Origin of the sequence: Prevotella sp. tc2-28 (genome assembly GCF_900107705.1) — a bacterium.
GTDB lineage: Bacteria > Bacteroidota > Bacteroidia > Bacteroidales > Bacteroidaceae > Prevotella.
Map to the genome: position 1 here is coordinate 13,037 of NZ_FNRE01000001.1, position 15,849 is coordinate 28,885.

14 protein-coding genes are annotated in these 15,849 nt (G+C 48.3%); all 14 read right to left on the bottom strand.

Translation table 11 applies throughout. From position 1 onward, the window contains the following. Window positions 1-128 precede the first annotated feature (128 nt). Complete coding sequence (nuoL, locus tag BLU47_RS00055; RefSeq protein WP_091957033.1) at window positions 129-2,120, bottom strand: NADH-quinone oxidoreductase subunit L; 1,992 nt, start codon at window positions 2,118-2,120, stop codon at window positions 129-131. 36 nt (window positions 2,121-2,156) lie between these two features. After that, the gene (gene nuoK, locus BLU47_RS00060; RefSeq protein ID WP_091957034.1) at window positions 2,157-2,465 is read right to left on the bottom strand and encodes an NADH-quinone oxidoreductase subunit NuoK; all 309 of its coding nucleotides are present in this window, start codon (window positions 2,463-2,465) and stop codon (window positions 2,157-2,159) included. Between the two features lie 4 nt (window positions 2,466-2,469). Continuing rightward, window positions 2,470-2,985 carry an NADH-quinone oxidoreductase subunit J family protein gene (locus BLU47_RS00065; protein ID WP_091957036.1) on the bottom strand — a complete coding sequence of 172 codons (516 nt, stop codon included), beginning with the start codon at window positions 2,983-2,985 and terminating at the stop codon, window positions 2,470-2,472. A 5-nt stretch (window positions 2,986-2,990) separates the two neighbouring features. After that, window positions 2,991-3,536 carry a NuoI/complex I 23 kDa subunit family protein gene (locus BLU47_RS00070; RefSeq protein WP_091957038.1) on the bottom strand — a complete coding sequence of 182 codons (546 nt, stop codon included), beginning with the start codon at window positions 3,534-3,536 and terminating at the stop codon, window positions 2,991-2,993. A gap of 14 nt (window positions 3,537-3,550) precedes the next feature. After that, window positions 3,551-4,639 (bottom strand): NADH-quinone oxidoreductase subunit NuoH, encoded by a 1,089-nt coding sequence (gene nuoH, locus BLU47_RS00075; RefSeq protein WP_091957045.1) that lies wholly within the window; start codon window positions 4,637-4,639, stop codon window positions 3,551-3,553. Window positions 4,640-4,682: 43 nt separating this feature from the next. Continuing rightward, window positions 4,683-6,296 carry an NADH-quinone oxidoreductase subunit D-related protein gene (locus tag BLU47_RS00080; RefSeq protein ID WP_091957047.1) on the bottom strand — a complete coding sequence of 538 codons (1,614 nt, stop codon included), beginning with the start codon at window positions 6,294-6,296 and terminating at the stop codon, window positions 4,683-4,685. Further along, window positions 6,293-7,006: an NADH-quinone oxidoreductase subunit B gene (locus tag BLU47_RS00085; protein ID WP_091957049.1), complete on the bottom strand. Its 714-nt coding sequence runs from the start codon at window positions 7,004-7,006 to the stop codon at window positions 6,293-6,295. The genes BLU47_RS00080 and BLU47_RS00085 overlap by 4 nt, the downstream gene beginning before the upstream one ends. Then, window positions 6,997-7,347, bottom strand: a complete 351-nt coding sequence (locus BLU47_RS00090) for an NADH-quinone oxidoreductase subunit A (protein ID WP_091957050.1) — start codon at window positions 7,345-7,347, stop codon at window positions 6,997-6,999. Before BLU47_RS00090 ends, BLU47_RS00085 begins: the two co-directional genes overlap by 10 nt. Before the next feature lie 454 nt (window positions 7,348-7,801). After that, the gene (locus tag BLU47_RS00100) at window positions 7,802-9,307 is read right to left on the bottom strand and encodes an alkaline phosphatase family protein (RefSeq protein ID WP_091957467.1); all 1,506 of its coding nucleotides are present in this window, start codon (window positions 9,305-9,307) and stop codon (window positions 7,802-7,804) included. A 63-nt stretch (window positions 9,308-9,370) separates the two neighbouring features. Further along, window positions 9,371-10,636: an AGE family epimerase/isomerase gene (locus BLU47_RS00105; RefSeq protein ID WP_304442024.1), complete on the bottom strand. Its 1,266-nt coding sequence runs from the start codon at window positions 10,634-10,636 to the stop codon at window positions 9,371-9,373. Between the two features lie 13 nt (window positions 10,637-10,649). Next, window positions 10,650-12,044, bottom strand: a complete 1,395-nt coding sequence (locus BLU47_RS00110; protein WP_091957053.1) for an MFS transporter — start codon at window positions 12,042-12,044, stop codon at window positions 10,650-10,652. After that, window positions 12,041-13,204, bottom strand: a complete 1,164-nt coding sequence (locus tag BLU47_RS00115) for a glycoside hydrolase family 130 protein (RefSeq protein WP_091957055.1) — start codon at window positions 13,202-13,204, stop codon at window positions 12,041-12,043. The genes BLU47_RS00110 and BLU47_RS00115 overlap by 4 nt, the downstream gene beginning before the upstream one ends. A gap of 12 nt (window positions 13,205-13,216) precedes the next feature. Next, complete coding sequence (locus tag BLU47_RS00120) at window positions 13,217-14,326, bottom strand: glycoside hydrolase family 26 protein (RefSeq protein ID WP_369796941.1); 1,110 nt, start codon at window positions 14,324-14,326, stop codon at window positions 13,217-13,219. Then, window positions 14,323-15,624: an acetylxylan esterase gene (locus BLU47_RS00125; RefSeq protein ID WP_091957471.1), complete on the bottom strand. Its 1,302-nt coding sequence runs from the start codon at window positions 15,622-15,624 to the stop codon at window positions 14,323-14,325. Before BLU47_RS00125 ends, BLU47_RS00120 begins: the two co-directional genes overlap by 4 nt. Between the last annotated feature and the right edge of the window lie 225 nt (window positions 15,625-15,849).

Genomic DNA, 15,849 nt, shown 5'->3' on the forward strand with positions numbered 1-15,849 from the left:
GAGTAATGAGCAATTAGTAATGAGTAATTATGATTACACCTGCAGCTGAAAACTGCGGAGTTATCTTCACGGATGTTTGAAACGCTTAAACTAATCATAATTACTAATTACTCATTACTAATTACTAATTAAATACTTAGCAGGATTAACGTTAATGCCACCGTACCTGTCAGGAACCAGACGGCATACTGGCGGACATCGCCACTCTGCCAGGGACGCAACGACTCACCTGCCTCGTTAGCTCCCCATGCCATGAAGTTGAACGTGCCGTCAACGACGTGACGGTCGAACCAAGCTATTGGCGTTGAGACGCAACGGAAGATGATGCGATGGGTGACATACTGCCATATCTCATCCTGATAGAAACGCTTATAAGCGGCACGATGCAGACGGGGGAACGTCTTATACAGACGGTCTGCAATGGGCTGGCTCTCACCTATATATATATAGGTAGCCAGACAGATGCTCAGAATGGCGATAATGGTAGAGGTAGCAGCAATCTGCGTGTCGAAATGAATGGTGTAGTCGGTACCCTCGGCAGATACGAATGAGCCGAAAGAACCACCCCACCCTGCAAAGCCTGCAATGGTCGTATAGATGCCCACGCCCATGGTGATGACGCAAAGCACAATCAGCGGAACAGTCATCGTAGCGGGAGCCTCGTGCGGCGTATGGTGCTCATGGGCTTCCTTGTTCTCCGTACCCCAGAAAATACCGTAGTACAGACGGAACATATAGAAAGCGGTCATAGCGGCAATACCCGTCATGATCCAACCAACCACAGGACTATAGGCAAAGCAAGCCGTGATAATCTCATCCTTCGAGCTGAAGCCTGAGAAGAAGGGAATACCGGCAATCGCCAGACACGAAATCAGGAAGGTGATATGCGTGATAGGCATATACTTACGCAGTCCACCCATCAGTGCCATCTCATTAGAATGAACGGCATGGATGATACAACCGGCTCCCAAGAACAGACAAGCCTTGAACATAGCGTGGGTGAACAAGTGGAACATACCAGCCATGAAACCGAGCTGAGCATGATTGTCGAGCACCCCGTGATGACCAGGCAGTGATACGCCAAGTGCCACCATCATGAAGGCAATCTGAGAAATCGTAGAGAAAGCCAGCACGCGCTTGATATCGCTCTGGGCACAAGCCACGGCAGCAGCATAGAATGCGGTGAACACACCCACCCAGACGACGATAGACATCTGAGGCTGAGCATATTCCACCCACAAGGGGAACATACGGGCAATCTGGAACACACCTGCAACAACCATGGTAGCTGCGTGAATCAGTGCAGAGACAGGTGTCGGACCCTCCATGGCATCAGGCAACCAGATGTGCAGGGGGAACATGGCACTCTTACCAGCACCACCGATGAACATCAGCACCAATGCTGTAGGCAGGATGAATGCACCAGCAGCCATCGCCTTGGCAGCATTGCCGGCAATGAAGGGAGTAGTGCCCTCGCCCATGACGATGTCGCCGGCAAACGAGAAGCTGAACGACTCCGTGTAATAACCAAACAAGAGGATACCAATGAGGAAGAACATATCAGCGAAACGCGTCACGATAAATGCCTTCTTTGAGGCGGCTATAGCGGGCTTCAGCGGATAGTAGAATCCAATCAAAAGGTATGATGATACACCTACCAACTCCCAGAAGGTATACATCTGGAAAATGTTGGTGGCCACAACCAGTCCGAGCATCGACATGGTGAACAGGCTCAGGAACGCGTAGTAGCGCTGGAAGCCCTTCTCGCCATGCATATAGCCGAACGAGTAGATATGTACCATCAGGGAAACCGTCGAGATGACGATGAGCATCATCACAGAGATGGGATCCAGCAGGATACCCATGTCAAAATGCAGATGACCTAAAGGTAACCATGTGAAATTATAAGGGACGATGGTGGCAAAGGTACCATCTTCCAGACGGTCTGCGCCAAAATAGGCGAAGGCTGTCAGGTAGGACAATACGGTGACCAGTCCCAGAGAGGTGGTACCGATAAGGCCAGCAGTCTTATACGACATCTTCATGCCAGCAAGCGCAAGAATCACGAATGACAGCGCAGGCAGCAGAAGGATCAGAAATGAATAACTATATATTTCCATAATTTTTCACTTTTCACTTTTACTTTTTACCTTAGCTTACCATTTCATGTTCTTGATACTGTCAACGCCATCGCTCTTGAAATTACGATAGACGTTGATGATAATTGCAATAGCCACTGCCGACTCTGCTGCTGAGACACCAATGGAGAAGAGTGTCATGAACATACCCTCCATGGAGCCGGGGAACAACAGGCGGTTGAAAGCGGCAAAATTGATGTCAACGGCATTCAGAATCAGCTCTACCGAGATGAGCATGGCAACGAGGTTGCGACGGGTGATAAAGCCGAAGACGCCAATAAAGAACAACAGTGCACTCAGCACAAAATAACATTCTACAGGTACCATACGCTTACTTCTCCTTTCTTGAAACAACCAAACCACCAATGATGCATGCCAACAGGAACAATGAGATGAACTCGAAGGGGAGCACATACTCATAACGGTTGGCACCTACCAATGCATGTCCGATAGCCTTCATAGGCACCTCTGCATCGGGAGCTGCCATGGCAGCATATAAGAACTGATTCTTCAGCAGTACCAAAATGACGGTAGCACAACCGATGATGGTCAGCAGACCGCCCCAAAGGACGCGACTGCCCTTCATACGCTCGGTCAGACCTTGCAAGGTACGCTTGTTCACCAACTGGATGGCGAAGACGTAGATCATCGTGACGCCACCAGCATAGACAGATATCTGGGCAGCACCCAGATAGGTATAGTCGAGCAGGAAGTAAAGACCTGCCACGCCAAAAAGCACGAACAACATAAATGTTGCGGCACGCATGATTCGCGTCGTTGTCACACACATCACGGCAGAACCGAGGATGACAACAGCGAGGATGCAAAACATTACTAAATTAGCCATAGTCTTTACTTCGTTTTGGTATTAAACTTTCCGATAGTCAGTGAGGCACCACCCTCGATGAGGTTGGGCAGCGAACCACCCTGGTAGACCTCCTTATCGAGGTGAAGAACCAGTTTGGAACGGTCGAACACTGCGTTCTCGAAATCGTTAGTAAACTCAATAGCATCGAAGTTGCAGGCATTGGTACAAAGCTGGCAGAACATACAGTCGCCAAGGTCGTACTGATAATCATCCAGCACCTTCTTTTTCTTACCGGTCTCCGGGTCCTCAGCCATGTGGCTCAGGATTTTGATGGTTCCATTGGGGCAAGACTTCTCACACAGGGTGCAAGCCGTACACTTATAGCTTCCATCGTCGTTGCGCTTGAACACCAAGCGACCACGGTGACGCTTGGAGACGTGAAGCGTGGTCTTGCGGTTCTCGGGATACTGTTCTGTAGACTTGTTGGTGAAGAAGTCCTTGAAGAACTCCTTCCAGGTAGTCTTCATACCTATTGCCAAAGTCTTCAGACCATGTCCGATTTCTCCGAAATATGATTTATTATCTTCCATTTTTATAATAAGCCTTATTTAATATACAAGCCAAGGGCCACAACAACAGTCATGATGACCAAGTTTATCAAGGCCAGGGGCATCAGATACTTCCACTCCAGTTTCAGAATCTGGTCGATACGCAGACGCGGGAACGTCCACTTGATCCACATCAGTACCCAGACAAGGCCAAACGCCTTACCCATGAACCAAACGATGCCAGGGATGTAGTTCATCAGCTGGTCGAAGGCTTCGATTCCGATGTTCAGAGGAGCCCAGCCACCAAGGAATACGGTAGCTGCAATACCTGCGATGATAAACAGGTTGAGGAACTCAGCCAGATAGAAGAAGCCAAAGCCCATACCGCTGTACTCCGTGTGGTGACCTGCCGTCAACTCACTCTCAGCCTCAGCCATATCGAACGGGCCACGGTTAGCCTCTGCATTTCCTGCAATGAGGAATACGAAGAAGGCAATGAGCGCGGGGATGTGTCCCTGGCAGATGAGCCACTTGAAAGGACCAGTCTGTGCCTCTACGATGCCGGACATCTGCATGGTACCTGTCAGAATAACGGCTGTTATCAGACAGAGACAGAGAGACATCTCATAGGAAATCATCTGCACAGCACCACGCATGGCACTCACTACTGAATACTTGTTGTTAGAAGCCCAACCGGCGAGGAAGATACCCACTACACCTATCGAAGAGATAGCAGTGAGCAGGAACACGCCGACGTTGAAGTCGAGCACTGTCGCGCCATTGTTCCAAGGCAAGAAAGAGAAGGCTCCTACAGAACCGATAATCACCAAGAGAGGAGCTACGGCATACAGCAGTTTATCAGCACGATCAACGAAGAAAATCTCCTTGATGAGCATCTTCAGCACATCGGCAAACACCTGCAGCAAACCCCAGTAGCCTACTCGCATCGGGCCAAGACGGCACTGGAAGTAAGCACAGACTTTACGCTCCATAAATATCAGTACGATAGCGATAAGGGCATATCCTACAAGGATAGCGACACCCACCAGCACGCACTCAATCAATATCGACAGGAAATCTCCTAAACCGAGAGTCTCGCGAAGGAGAGCGTCGAACCATTGTGTTATAATAGAAAAGTCGAACATAATCACTTCAATTTTTCAATTCTTCATTTTTACAATTCTTCGACTAACGGTCGATGTCGGGAATTACAATGTCAATAGCCGCACAGGTAGCGATGAGGTCGGCAATCTTCTGACCACGCAACATCGGGTCGAAGGCTCCTACCAGCGAGAGGCCCATCGGACGCATCTTCATGCGATAAGGACTCTTATCACCGCGAGAGTCAAGGTAAACACCGAACTCACCAGCCACACCTTCAACGGAGTAGTACCATTGTCCTTCGGGCACCTTAATGATTGGCTTCTGCTTCACGTAGAAGTCACCCTCGGGGATGCTGTCAATGAGCTGTTCGATGATGTTCAGACTCTGATACATCTCATTGATATGAACCAGATAGCGGTCCATAGAGTCACAGCCGGTGAGTGTACACTGTTCCCACTCTACCTTATCATACATGTCATAGGGATGGTTCTTACGAACGTCGTTCTTCCACCCCGAAGCGCGACCGGCAGGACCAGTGACTGCATAGTTGATGCAATCTTCAAGACTCATCGGGCCACACTTCTCCAGACGGTTATGCGTGATGACGTTATCACCAAACACATCCATATATTCCTGAATCATCGGGCGCAGGTACTTCACGAGGTCCTTACAGTTTTTCACGAAGTTAGGATCGATGTCATCCTGCAAACCACCTATGCAATAATAGTTCTGAATGAGTCGGCCACCGGTGGTCTCCTCCATACAGTTCAGCACATGCTCACGATCGCGCATACCATAAAGCATACCTGTGAGTGCACCCAGGTCCTGAGCGACACACGAAGTATATAGCAAGTGGGAGTCGAGACGCTGCAGCTCATCCATAATCGTACGGATGTACTTGATGCGGTCGGTCAGTTCAACCTCCATGGCCTCCTCGATAACACCTACTAAAGCGTGACGGTGCTGCATGGCTCCGAGGTAGTTCAGACGATCGGTCAGTGCCAATGTCTGGGGGTAGGTCATGCCTTCCCACATCTTCTCAATGGCACGATGGATATATCCCAAGTGGGGATAGATGCGCTTTACAGTCTCACCGTCAAGTACTGTCTGCAGGCGAAGAACGCCGTGTGTTGCAGGGTGCTGCGGTCCGATGTTGATTACGTAGTCGTCGGCATCAAAGAGTCTATTCTGTTTCGACTGCAAGTTGCCGTCTTTGTCCAGGAAATACTCCAAGCCATAGTCAGGCTCCACGTCATCTTCCAGCTTATACTCATCGTTGAATTTCCAGTCCTTGCGGAAGGGGAATCCCTTGAAGTCGCTACGCAGGAACAGACGACGCATGTCGGGATGACCGAGGAAGACAATGCCAAAGAAATCGTAGACCTCACGTTCCAACAAATCGGCAACACGCCAGATATGTGAAACAGTAGGGATATAGGCTACCTGCTGTCCATCAGTCTCACCGGTTCCATTCGATGCAATGCCATCACCGCAAACCTGGCTCTTGGCAAGCATCTTCACCGAGCAACGCTCATGTGTCTGGGTATTCTCGAGGATATAAACACAGCCGAGGCCCTCTTCTTTTCCGAAATCCTCGCCAACGATGGTGACAAGATAGTCAAAACCTTTCTTGTCTTTCAAGTTCTGCATCTCCGAGGCGAACTTTTCAAAATCGAATGATAAGAAATCTAACTTCATACGTTGCCCTCCTCTTTCTTCAGTTCTTCAACAAATTCCTGAGGTACATCCGTGATAACCACCGGTTCTCTGCGATGATCACCATGCTTTTCGCGGAATGTCAGTTCCTCATTGGAAACACCCAAAGAAGCCTCATCACGAGTCTGCTTGTGGTTGGCGCCTCCGAAGAATTTCTCAATCTTCACTTTACGCTGAAGCTGCATCATGCCGTACATGATAGCCTCCGGACGAGGAGGACAGCCTGGAATGAACACGTCGACAGGTACGATTTCCTCGATACCCTTTACCACATGGTAGCTCGACTTGAACGGACCACCGCTGATGGCACAGCCGCCTACGGCAATCACATACTTTGGCTCAGCCATTTGGTCGTAAAGACGCTTCAAGGCAGGAGCCATCTTATGGGTAATCGTTCCTGCACACATGATGAGGTCAGCCTGACGGGGAGAGTTACGGGTGACTTCAAAACCGAAGCGGGCAAAGTCGTAACGGGCACATCCGCAAGCCATAAACTCAATACCACAACATGAGGTAGCAAAGGTCAGCGACCACAGTGAGTTGGAACGTCCCCAGTTAATCAACTGGTCAAGTGTACCTGTCACCACATTGACGCCACCTTCATGGAGCTCATCAACAATCTTCTCCAAAGACTCGTTGTCATTCCACTCTTCGTAAGGAATACTCTTGATGTGCGGTTTTCTTACTTCCATTCCAAATCTCCTTTCCGCCAGGCATAAGCCAAGCCTAATACCAAGACTACCAAGAAGAAGCCGATGCTCAGCAGGGCTGCTGTGCCGAACTCCTTCACAACTACTGCCCATGGATACAGAAACACCGTTTCCACATCAAACATGAGGAACAAGATGGCGAAGAGATAGAAGCCCATAGAAACCGGCAACCACGATGTGCCTCGCGTGGGTATACCACTCTCATACGGCTCACCTTTCACCTTCGCATAGGACCTTGGTCCTATCAGTTTGGCTACGATGTAAGCCGCCACCACCAATGTAATAGCCGTCAGCAAGACGGTAATTAACAAAGTAAAATTCATAAAAATATTAATAATTACAATATTGTATGCTAAGTGCGTGCAAAGGTACAAAAAATATCGCAAAGAAAAAGCATAAATATTGAAAAACTTCAAAATAAAAAACCGCTACCTAACAAATGGCAGCGGTTAATTGTTATTTACTTTTGGGGAACGTCTCTTCGGATAACTCCTTAAAGAAGTCATGTTCCAAAATTACACTGATTCTCATCAGTAGACGTGCATCCAAACTCTTACGCTTAAAAATGTTATATACATTCGTGCGTTCGCAAGGGATTTGTGTTGCTAACCATGCAGCGGACTTTCCCTGTTTTCTGAGGATTTCCTCAACGTGTTTACCTATATTCATATTCTCAGCCTTAGTTTTGTTTCCCTACTATTTATTTCTTTCGGGTGCAAAGATAGGAAATAAATCTCAATATAACTGCATTTTATTGTGGAATTTATTTCGCTACCTTCAATCAAAACGCAAAGAGCCTCCAATACAGGCATTTGGCTGTTGAATTCGAAGCAACGAACAGACGGTTGGTGCGATGTCTGTGATGTGTACTTCTTGAGAAGCAGAACCGTGTGGAACTTTCCATCCGTAGAACAGCAGAGGGATGTGTGCATCATACGGATTCCACTCCCCATGTGTCGTACCGACAGGCGACGACCATTGGCCTACTTCATAGTAGCCAGGCTCCGGACAAACGATGATATCACCTGAGCGACGGAAGTTATAACCCATCAGGATACGATGGCGGATAACAGGGGGAATGGGAGCCATTGCCGCCTGTTCAAAGTCTACAACAAACGAAATATGCGGACATTGGCGCAGGTAGTCTATGGCTACAGCCTTCACTCGTTGCAAATCAAGACCTTGTTTCTCAATCTCCTTATGGTCTAGGAAAAAGCGATAGTCGATGATTCCCTTTACGACGTTCTTGGTATTTCCCAGAGTAGAGGCAATATGTTTTTCCAAACCTGAGCGTATATCAGCAGAATGCCATTCACCCGCACCCATCTTATGGTCCATCATATAATGGTTGTTATGGGCTGCGCCATGATCTGCTGTCAAGAAAGCCAGATAATTGCCCTTACCTACCTTTTCATCCAATGCTTTGAAAAGACGGGCTAGGTCCTTATCCAATTCCAGATAGGCCTCATCAGTATGTTGTCCACGGGTGCCCCACTTATGTCCAATGACGTCAGTCTGCGAGAAACTGACACACAACATATCCGTCTCGTTGCCCTGCCCCAAGCGTTCGCCAGTCAATGCAGCAATAGCCATATCAGCCGTTATCTGACCTGCCATCGGATAGAGTCCAACATTCTCACCGACCTCCTTGAATCCGTTATGCTTAACTAACTCCTTGTTATAGTCCTTGACCCACTGAGGAAGTTCTTGCATATAATAGGTGCTGGTAATGAACTGGCGGTTCTTTTTATCCAACCAATAAGCAGCATTAGCCGAGTGACCTGCAGGTAAAATAGCGGCACGATCCTTGTAAGATACGCCGATTACCTTGGAACGGAAGTCCGTATGCAGGCGCAACTGATCGCCTATGGTGGTTGCCAACAGGTTGACGGGCGACATTGCACCGTCTTTCTGATTATCCGAGCCTACTGGTTTCACAGACTTGTCTTCGCAACAATAGACAATCTTTCCATCAACCAAGAAATTATTACCACAGATGCCGTGGAATGCCGGAGTCGTTCCCGTATAGACCGAGGTATGACCGATGGCTGTTACCGTTGGAACATAGTCAATCAAGCAGTTGTCGAACGAATAGCCCTGATCCAGCAACCGACGAAAACCGTCTTTTCCAAATTTGTCGTAATAGATAGATAAATAGTCCCAGCGCATCTGGTCTACTACAATACCAACGACCAGTTTAGGACGTTCGTTGAATTTCCCCTGTGCTGACATCTCGACAGCACCACAGAACAGAATAGCGAATAGAATAAAAAATTTCTTCATATCGTTTGCTTTCATTAAAAATATCGGCAAAGATACGAAGAAATTATCAAAAATCCAAATTAATCAGTTGCTTTCCACTCTCTCAATGATTTCTAGACACATGCGGCTGTTATGGTAGGGACACTTCCAAAAACCAGCCTTATCGTCAACCGTATTCAACGTTCCATCAGGATGGCGGCTCCAATGCCACTCTCCGTTTTCCCAGTCAATAATCTGCGTCTTGATGTAGTTCCATCCTTGCAATGCACGGTCTAAGGCCTGTCTGTCACCGAAATACTGATAGAGGTTAAACCAGCCCACTACATTCTCAGCCTGCACCCACCAGTGAAGATCATCATCCACATGCCCTGTATCAAGGTTGGCCTCGTGAATCATCGAACCGTCAGGACGCAGTCCTTTCTCCGAAGCTTTTGCCACCTCACGGACAATGGGTTCCACCTTAGTGAGTACATCTTTGTCACCCAGCACCAAAGCTGCCTCGTGCATCAGCCAGGAACATTCAATGTCGTGTCCATAACTCTCCAGACGGCCAGCGCCCCGTGTCCAGTCCATCTCGAAGAAAAGGTCGAGGTGGTGTGTTTCCGGATTGAGAATGCGGTCGGTGAAAATATCAATAAGGTTTCGTAGTGATGCCTCCACATTCACGATGGTTTCCGAAAGCACGCTGATGCCCACCGGCAACACGGCTCCCAGGACGGGCACATAGTCGCAACGCTCCTTTGCCTGCATCTCCTTCAAGCATCTGAGAAGGTTGGTATAGGGTTCTATGATATGCAGGTGCGTGTTCTGCGATTTGGGATAGTTGGCATCCAACTCCGACAAACGCATGTCAGCAATCGTTTCCCACTCTCGCGTACAAGCCTCTATATAGCCATTGTGTTCTTGGTCAAAAGCATGTTCCTCGATACACTCATACAAGTCGAGTGCATACTCCAATGCCTCGCGGTCACCTGTAGCACGGGCATATTCTGAGAATCCGTAGATTGTGAAGCCGATAGCATAGAACTGTTTCTTCGTATCCAGAGGATTACCCATACAGTCAACACTCCAATAAACACCGCCATACTCCTGGTCTATAAAATGATCAATGATATAATCCTTGGCACGGGTGGCAGCTTCCAAATATTCCGGATTCTTCAACACACGATAGGCTGCGGAGAAACTCCACAGAATACGGGCATTGAGTATCGCGCCCTTCTCTGCATCTGGATGCAACACTTCGTGACCATCTATACGACCATAGAAGCCTCCATGCTCCAGGTCGACCATTTTGTCTAGCCAGAAACGCAGGATGTTGTTTTGAAGTACATCCTGCATCTCATGTTTCATTGACTTTACCATATCAGTCTGTAACAGCACGTACTTTCCTCAGTTCCTTATTAATCTCTTTGATGCGTTCTGTCGTCAGCGGATAGAACCATACCACGCACACTGACAGCAATGCGACACATGCCGGAACGAAGCTCATAAGCCAGCGAAGACAGGTCAGGGCACTCTCCGGCTGGGCGACTGGTCCTTGAGCCAGCACTTCCGGATCGGTGATATAACCGAAGCCCGACAACAGCCATAGCACAGCAGCACCACCGATGGCACCACCAAACTTCTGCGCCATGGATGAGCTGGAGAAGATAAGACCAGTGGATGCGGTACTAAACTTCAGCTCAGCATAGTCACTGACATCCGCATACATCGACCATACTAGTGGCGACATAATACCCGTCAGTATAGAAATCAGAATCTGGGATATCAGCATCATCCAATAGCCTGTCGGTGTACAAGGGATGAAGAAGAACAAGATGCTCAGCACGACCAGCGAACCATTGACCAGTATGAAGGTGGTTTTCTTGCCCAGTTTGCTTGCGATAGGAACACACGAAGCCACACCGACCATGTTACTGACCTCACCGACGCCCAGGAAGAGTCCTGCATAAAAGACGAACATCAGTCCGAAGAACACCAGGCTGACATTTGGGCCGATGATATCCTGGAAGAAATAGGCCACCGTTGCACCGCGCACGGTATTGAACAGATTGAAACACAAGGCGGCTCCTATCAGCAACCACCAGGGCTTATTCGTCAGCAGAGCTTTGAAGTCATTGCCTACACTGACAGTAGAAACCGTCTTCAGATGTTCCTTTGTCATCAGGAAGCAAAGGATGAACATCACGAAGCAGGCCGCTGCAATGACAGCCATCGCCCAGAACCATCCGCCTGGAGTGTTATAGCCTCCCAACAAGTTGGTCAGCGGTTCCCAAAGAAATAGCGAGATGAACGAGCCACCATAGGCAAAGAACATGCGGAATGACGAAAAGACTGTTTTCTCGTTAGAATCATCCGTCATGACACCCAGCATCGCTCCGTAAGGTACGTTGATGCCCGTATAAACCGTCATCATCAGGATATACGTCACATAAGCCCAAATAAGCTTCCCGCCATAGTTCAAGTCGGGTGTGGTAAACAGCAAGATACCACAGATGCTGAAGAACGGGGCCACCCAGAGCAGATAAGGACGATACTTTCCCCATTTAGTATTAGTACGATCAGAGATAATACCCATCATAGGGTCTGACACAGCATCCCAGATACGGGTCACCAATACCAGCACACCGGCGTCAACCAGTGACAGACCGAAGATATTACTATAGAAGAACGGCAGATAGTATGAGAATATCTTCCAGAACATGCTGGACGACATATCACCAAAGCCATAGCCGATTTTTTCTTTTAAGGAACTCATAAGCTTTTATTTTTAGCGATTAATTTCTTGATGGTTTCAACACTAGCAGCCGTATAGAGGCCGTCCTCTGGGGTGTTCATGCAGTAGTCAGTCAACTTATCGATTGTCGACGTGGCCACATGCATACGGGTGTCGGCAGAAGCATAATAGATAAACACCTTGCCGTCCTCATCTGCTATCCAGCCATTGGCAAAGGCAACGTTCATCACGTCACCCAGGTATTCGTCTCCCTGCGGAACAAGGAAGAATCCACCTGGCTGAGCAATGACCTTTGTGGGATCCTCCAGTGAAGTCATATACATATATAGCACATAGCGCAGTCCGTCAGCAGTAGCACGAACACCATGAGCCAGATGCAACCATCCTTTAGGAGTCTTGATAGGATGCGGTCCCTCACCGTTCTTCACCTCTGTGATGGTGTGATAGTGCCGGGCATTGATAATCTTTTCCTCCTTGATTTCAGCATGAGTGATATCATCCACTAAGGCCCATCCGATACCACCACCTGAGCCTGTATCTATAAAGCCATCCTGTGGGCGGGTGTAGAAGGCATACTTCCCATCCACAAACTCGGGATGTAGGACGACATTACGCTGCTGCGACTTCGTCTTCAGGTCAGGCAGACGATACCACGTCTTCAGGTCTTTGGTGCGGGCAATACCTGCGGTTGCCGTAGCAGCACTCAAGTTACCCGGTTGCGAATCATCATGGCGCTCCGCACAGAACACGCCATAGATCCATCCGTCCTCATGCTGGGTGATGCGCATGTCATAGATATTCGTAGCCGGTATCACATCGTCAGGCATCGTAATGGGTTCCTCCCAGAAACGGAAGTTATCCACTCCGTTAGGTGACTCTGCCACGGCAAAGAACGACTTACGGTCAGCGCCCTCCACACGAACCACTAGACAATACTTGCCTTGCCACTTGATGGCTCCTGAGTTCAACGTCGCATTCATCATGATACGCTGCATCAGATACGGATTGTCCTGTTCACAGAAGTCATAGCGCCACTCCAGCGGTGTATGCTCTGCCGTCAATATAGGATTCTTCCACTTGTCATAGATACCATTCCCCCATTCTAAGGGTTCATTCTTGCGCGTCAGTAGCTCCTCGTGGTGGGCTCTGAGCGCCTTCACTTTTGTTTGAAAATCACTCATTTTATGTTTTTTTTATTGTATATCTTTTAGGAATAAGGTTTTATCCGACTGGTAGAAATTGCGGAAATAAGGAGCATCTGGCTTTGACGGGGACGGTCCGAACCACTCCTCTTTGTAGTTACGCCATACCAACAGATAGCTGATGGGATACTTCTGCACAACAGGCTGTAAGGTCGATGTCCACCACGTCGAATCTGCCAGATTCTTCAGTCCGCACTCTGTCAAAGCAGCTATCTTCCCATGTTCTTTGGCAAACTGGCACAGCATCTGAAGGTTCTGATCCAGCTGACTGACGAAGTCTTCCTTCGTTCCCCACTGATAACCGTCAATACCTACCAGTCCGATACGGTCGTCACCTGGATAGCGTTCCAGGTATTTCTCATTGGTCAGGTCGGAAGCCATTCCCGGTGAGTAAGCCCACAACAGGTTGTCAAAGCCGTCGGCATCCAACTTATCCTGCAACATATTCCACAGTGCTTTGTATTCTTCCACCGTACAGAGTTTCTCACCCCACCAGAACCAAGACCCGGTATTCTCATGCCAGGGACGGAAGATGACAGGCACCTTCTTGCCGTCTGCCGTCTTCAGCGTAGCTAAAAAGTCTGACAAGCGCTGCATCCACGTCTGGAACAGTTTGTTGTGCGAACCTTGAGGCAGTATATTCTTCACCACGGTGGAATCGCTGGTATCCCACGCCGTTCCCTGGGGGAATTTCTGACCAGCATTACCTCCGCCCTCTATTGTAGTCAACGGATTGCGTGGATGCCAACTGATAGTTACAATACCACCACGCTCGTAGTGAGCGACCACCTCTTCCGTGATACGGGTGAAAGGCACACTGTCCAAGCTCTTCTCATCGCCCATCTCAATTCCTCCCAATTCGAATCCCATCACAGCAGGATAGTCACCACAGACATTCTTAACATCACTCGAATCTTTGTCGTAGGCCCATGTCAGTCCATACATCGGATCATCCTGATGTCCGAACATATAACCCTTCTGCTGCAACGTCTGCAAACGCTCAGCCAACAGTTCGCGCTGTGTCTTCTCCACAACGGTCTTCTGACCACAGGCTGCCATCATGAAGGCTACACCTATTATATATAAATACTGTTTCATCATTTTATCCCTAATTGTTCCTTCATCCATTCCTGCCACTCGTCCCATTGCTCTTGATACCAGAAATGAGCTGTCTGCTGATATATACTCAGTTTCTTATCGCATTTTAGCGTATTGTACGTGGCATACGCCGTTGTCGGAGGCACCACATCGTCGTTGTAGCCAAACGACACCCATGTGGGACATTGGATGCGACGGACGAAGTTCACACCATCGTAATATCTCGATGTCTCCACTTCCTTGCTATTCTCAAACTTCTCACCTCTCACCTCTTGCTTCTTATAGAAATAGTGCGGCCACCCGCAAGCAATACCCTTCAGCGAAGCCGTATGGTCGCAGAGTGCAGGATGGACAGCAGCCACAAAAGTGATTCGCTTGTCCAGAGCTGCTGTGGCATAGGAGAGGAAGCCCCCTTGACTGGCTCCCGTCACCCCAATGGTCTTTCCGTCCCATTCGGGTAGCGAGGCAACATAGTCGACAGAACGCACACAGCCCACAACAACCCGCTTATAATATGACTGGTCTCGGTCGTTCATTCCAAAATCCCAGTAGCAGTTCAGCGCACCATTCATCAGATTGTCATAGAACTGTTGGGGTTGTGTTACATCCACCCCGTGAATACCGATTTCCAACACGATAGCTTTCGTCGGAGCCGTATAAGTATCACCACTATAAGGACGCACACCGGCACCTGGAACTCTCAGTAACGCCGGATATTTCCCCGGCTTGGTGGGTACACTCAGAATGCCGTAAGTTCTTGAACCCCATCGAATATTATGGAACGACACCTGATACACGTTAACATCTTCCGTCGAGCGGTCAGCTAACAGCTCGCGTGTGGCATTCAACGGAGTCCATCGTGCCTCTTCCAATGTTTTCTGCCAGAACTGGTCAAAGTCCTTGGGTGTTATCGTAGTGGGCTGTAACTTCTCTGGTGAGAAGGCTGCAGTGCAGGAGCCCTTATACTCCTTACCACCCACATGGGCAGTCACCGTCAGCCGATAGAAGCCAGGCTTTGTCATCTTTCCCCTCCACGTCATCGTGCCATTCTTCAACTTAACACCTTTCTTCTTGACTTCGGGATACATCTCCGGACCAGCCTCATAGTCGACGATAACATCATCAACCAAGGTCGACGAACGAACAACACTCACCTTGAACTGAGCCGTCTGTCCCACTTCGTAATTCCAATCCTGATGGTCAGGCACCACCCATACGTTCACATGGTTACCACGAATCTGTGCACTGATCGGTATTCCAACCAGCAACACAATAATAATTAATAGGTACGCGCGAGTCATTTTCATGTAATATGGTCTTTTTAGCTTAATAGATAATAGTTATTCGGTTGCAAAGTTAGCATTATTTTTTGAGAATACATGATACTTTATTTGCAAACACGCGTATTATATTTTTTCTTTACGTTTAAAATTTATTGATTCTTTCTACCTAAATACGCCTTTTTACGTTATCTAAGCACATTCCAGGGAACAAAACTTTGCAAAAAAGTATCAATATTAAACAAA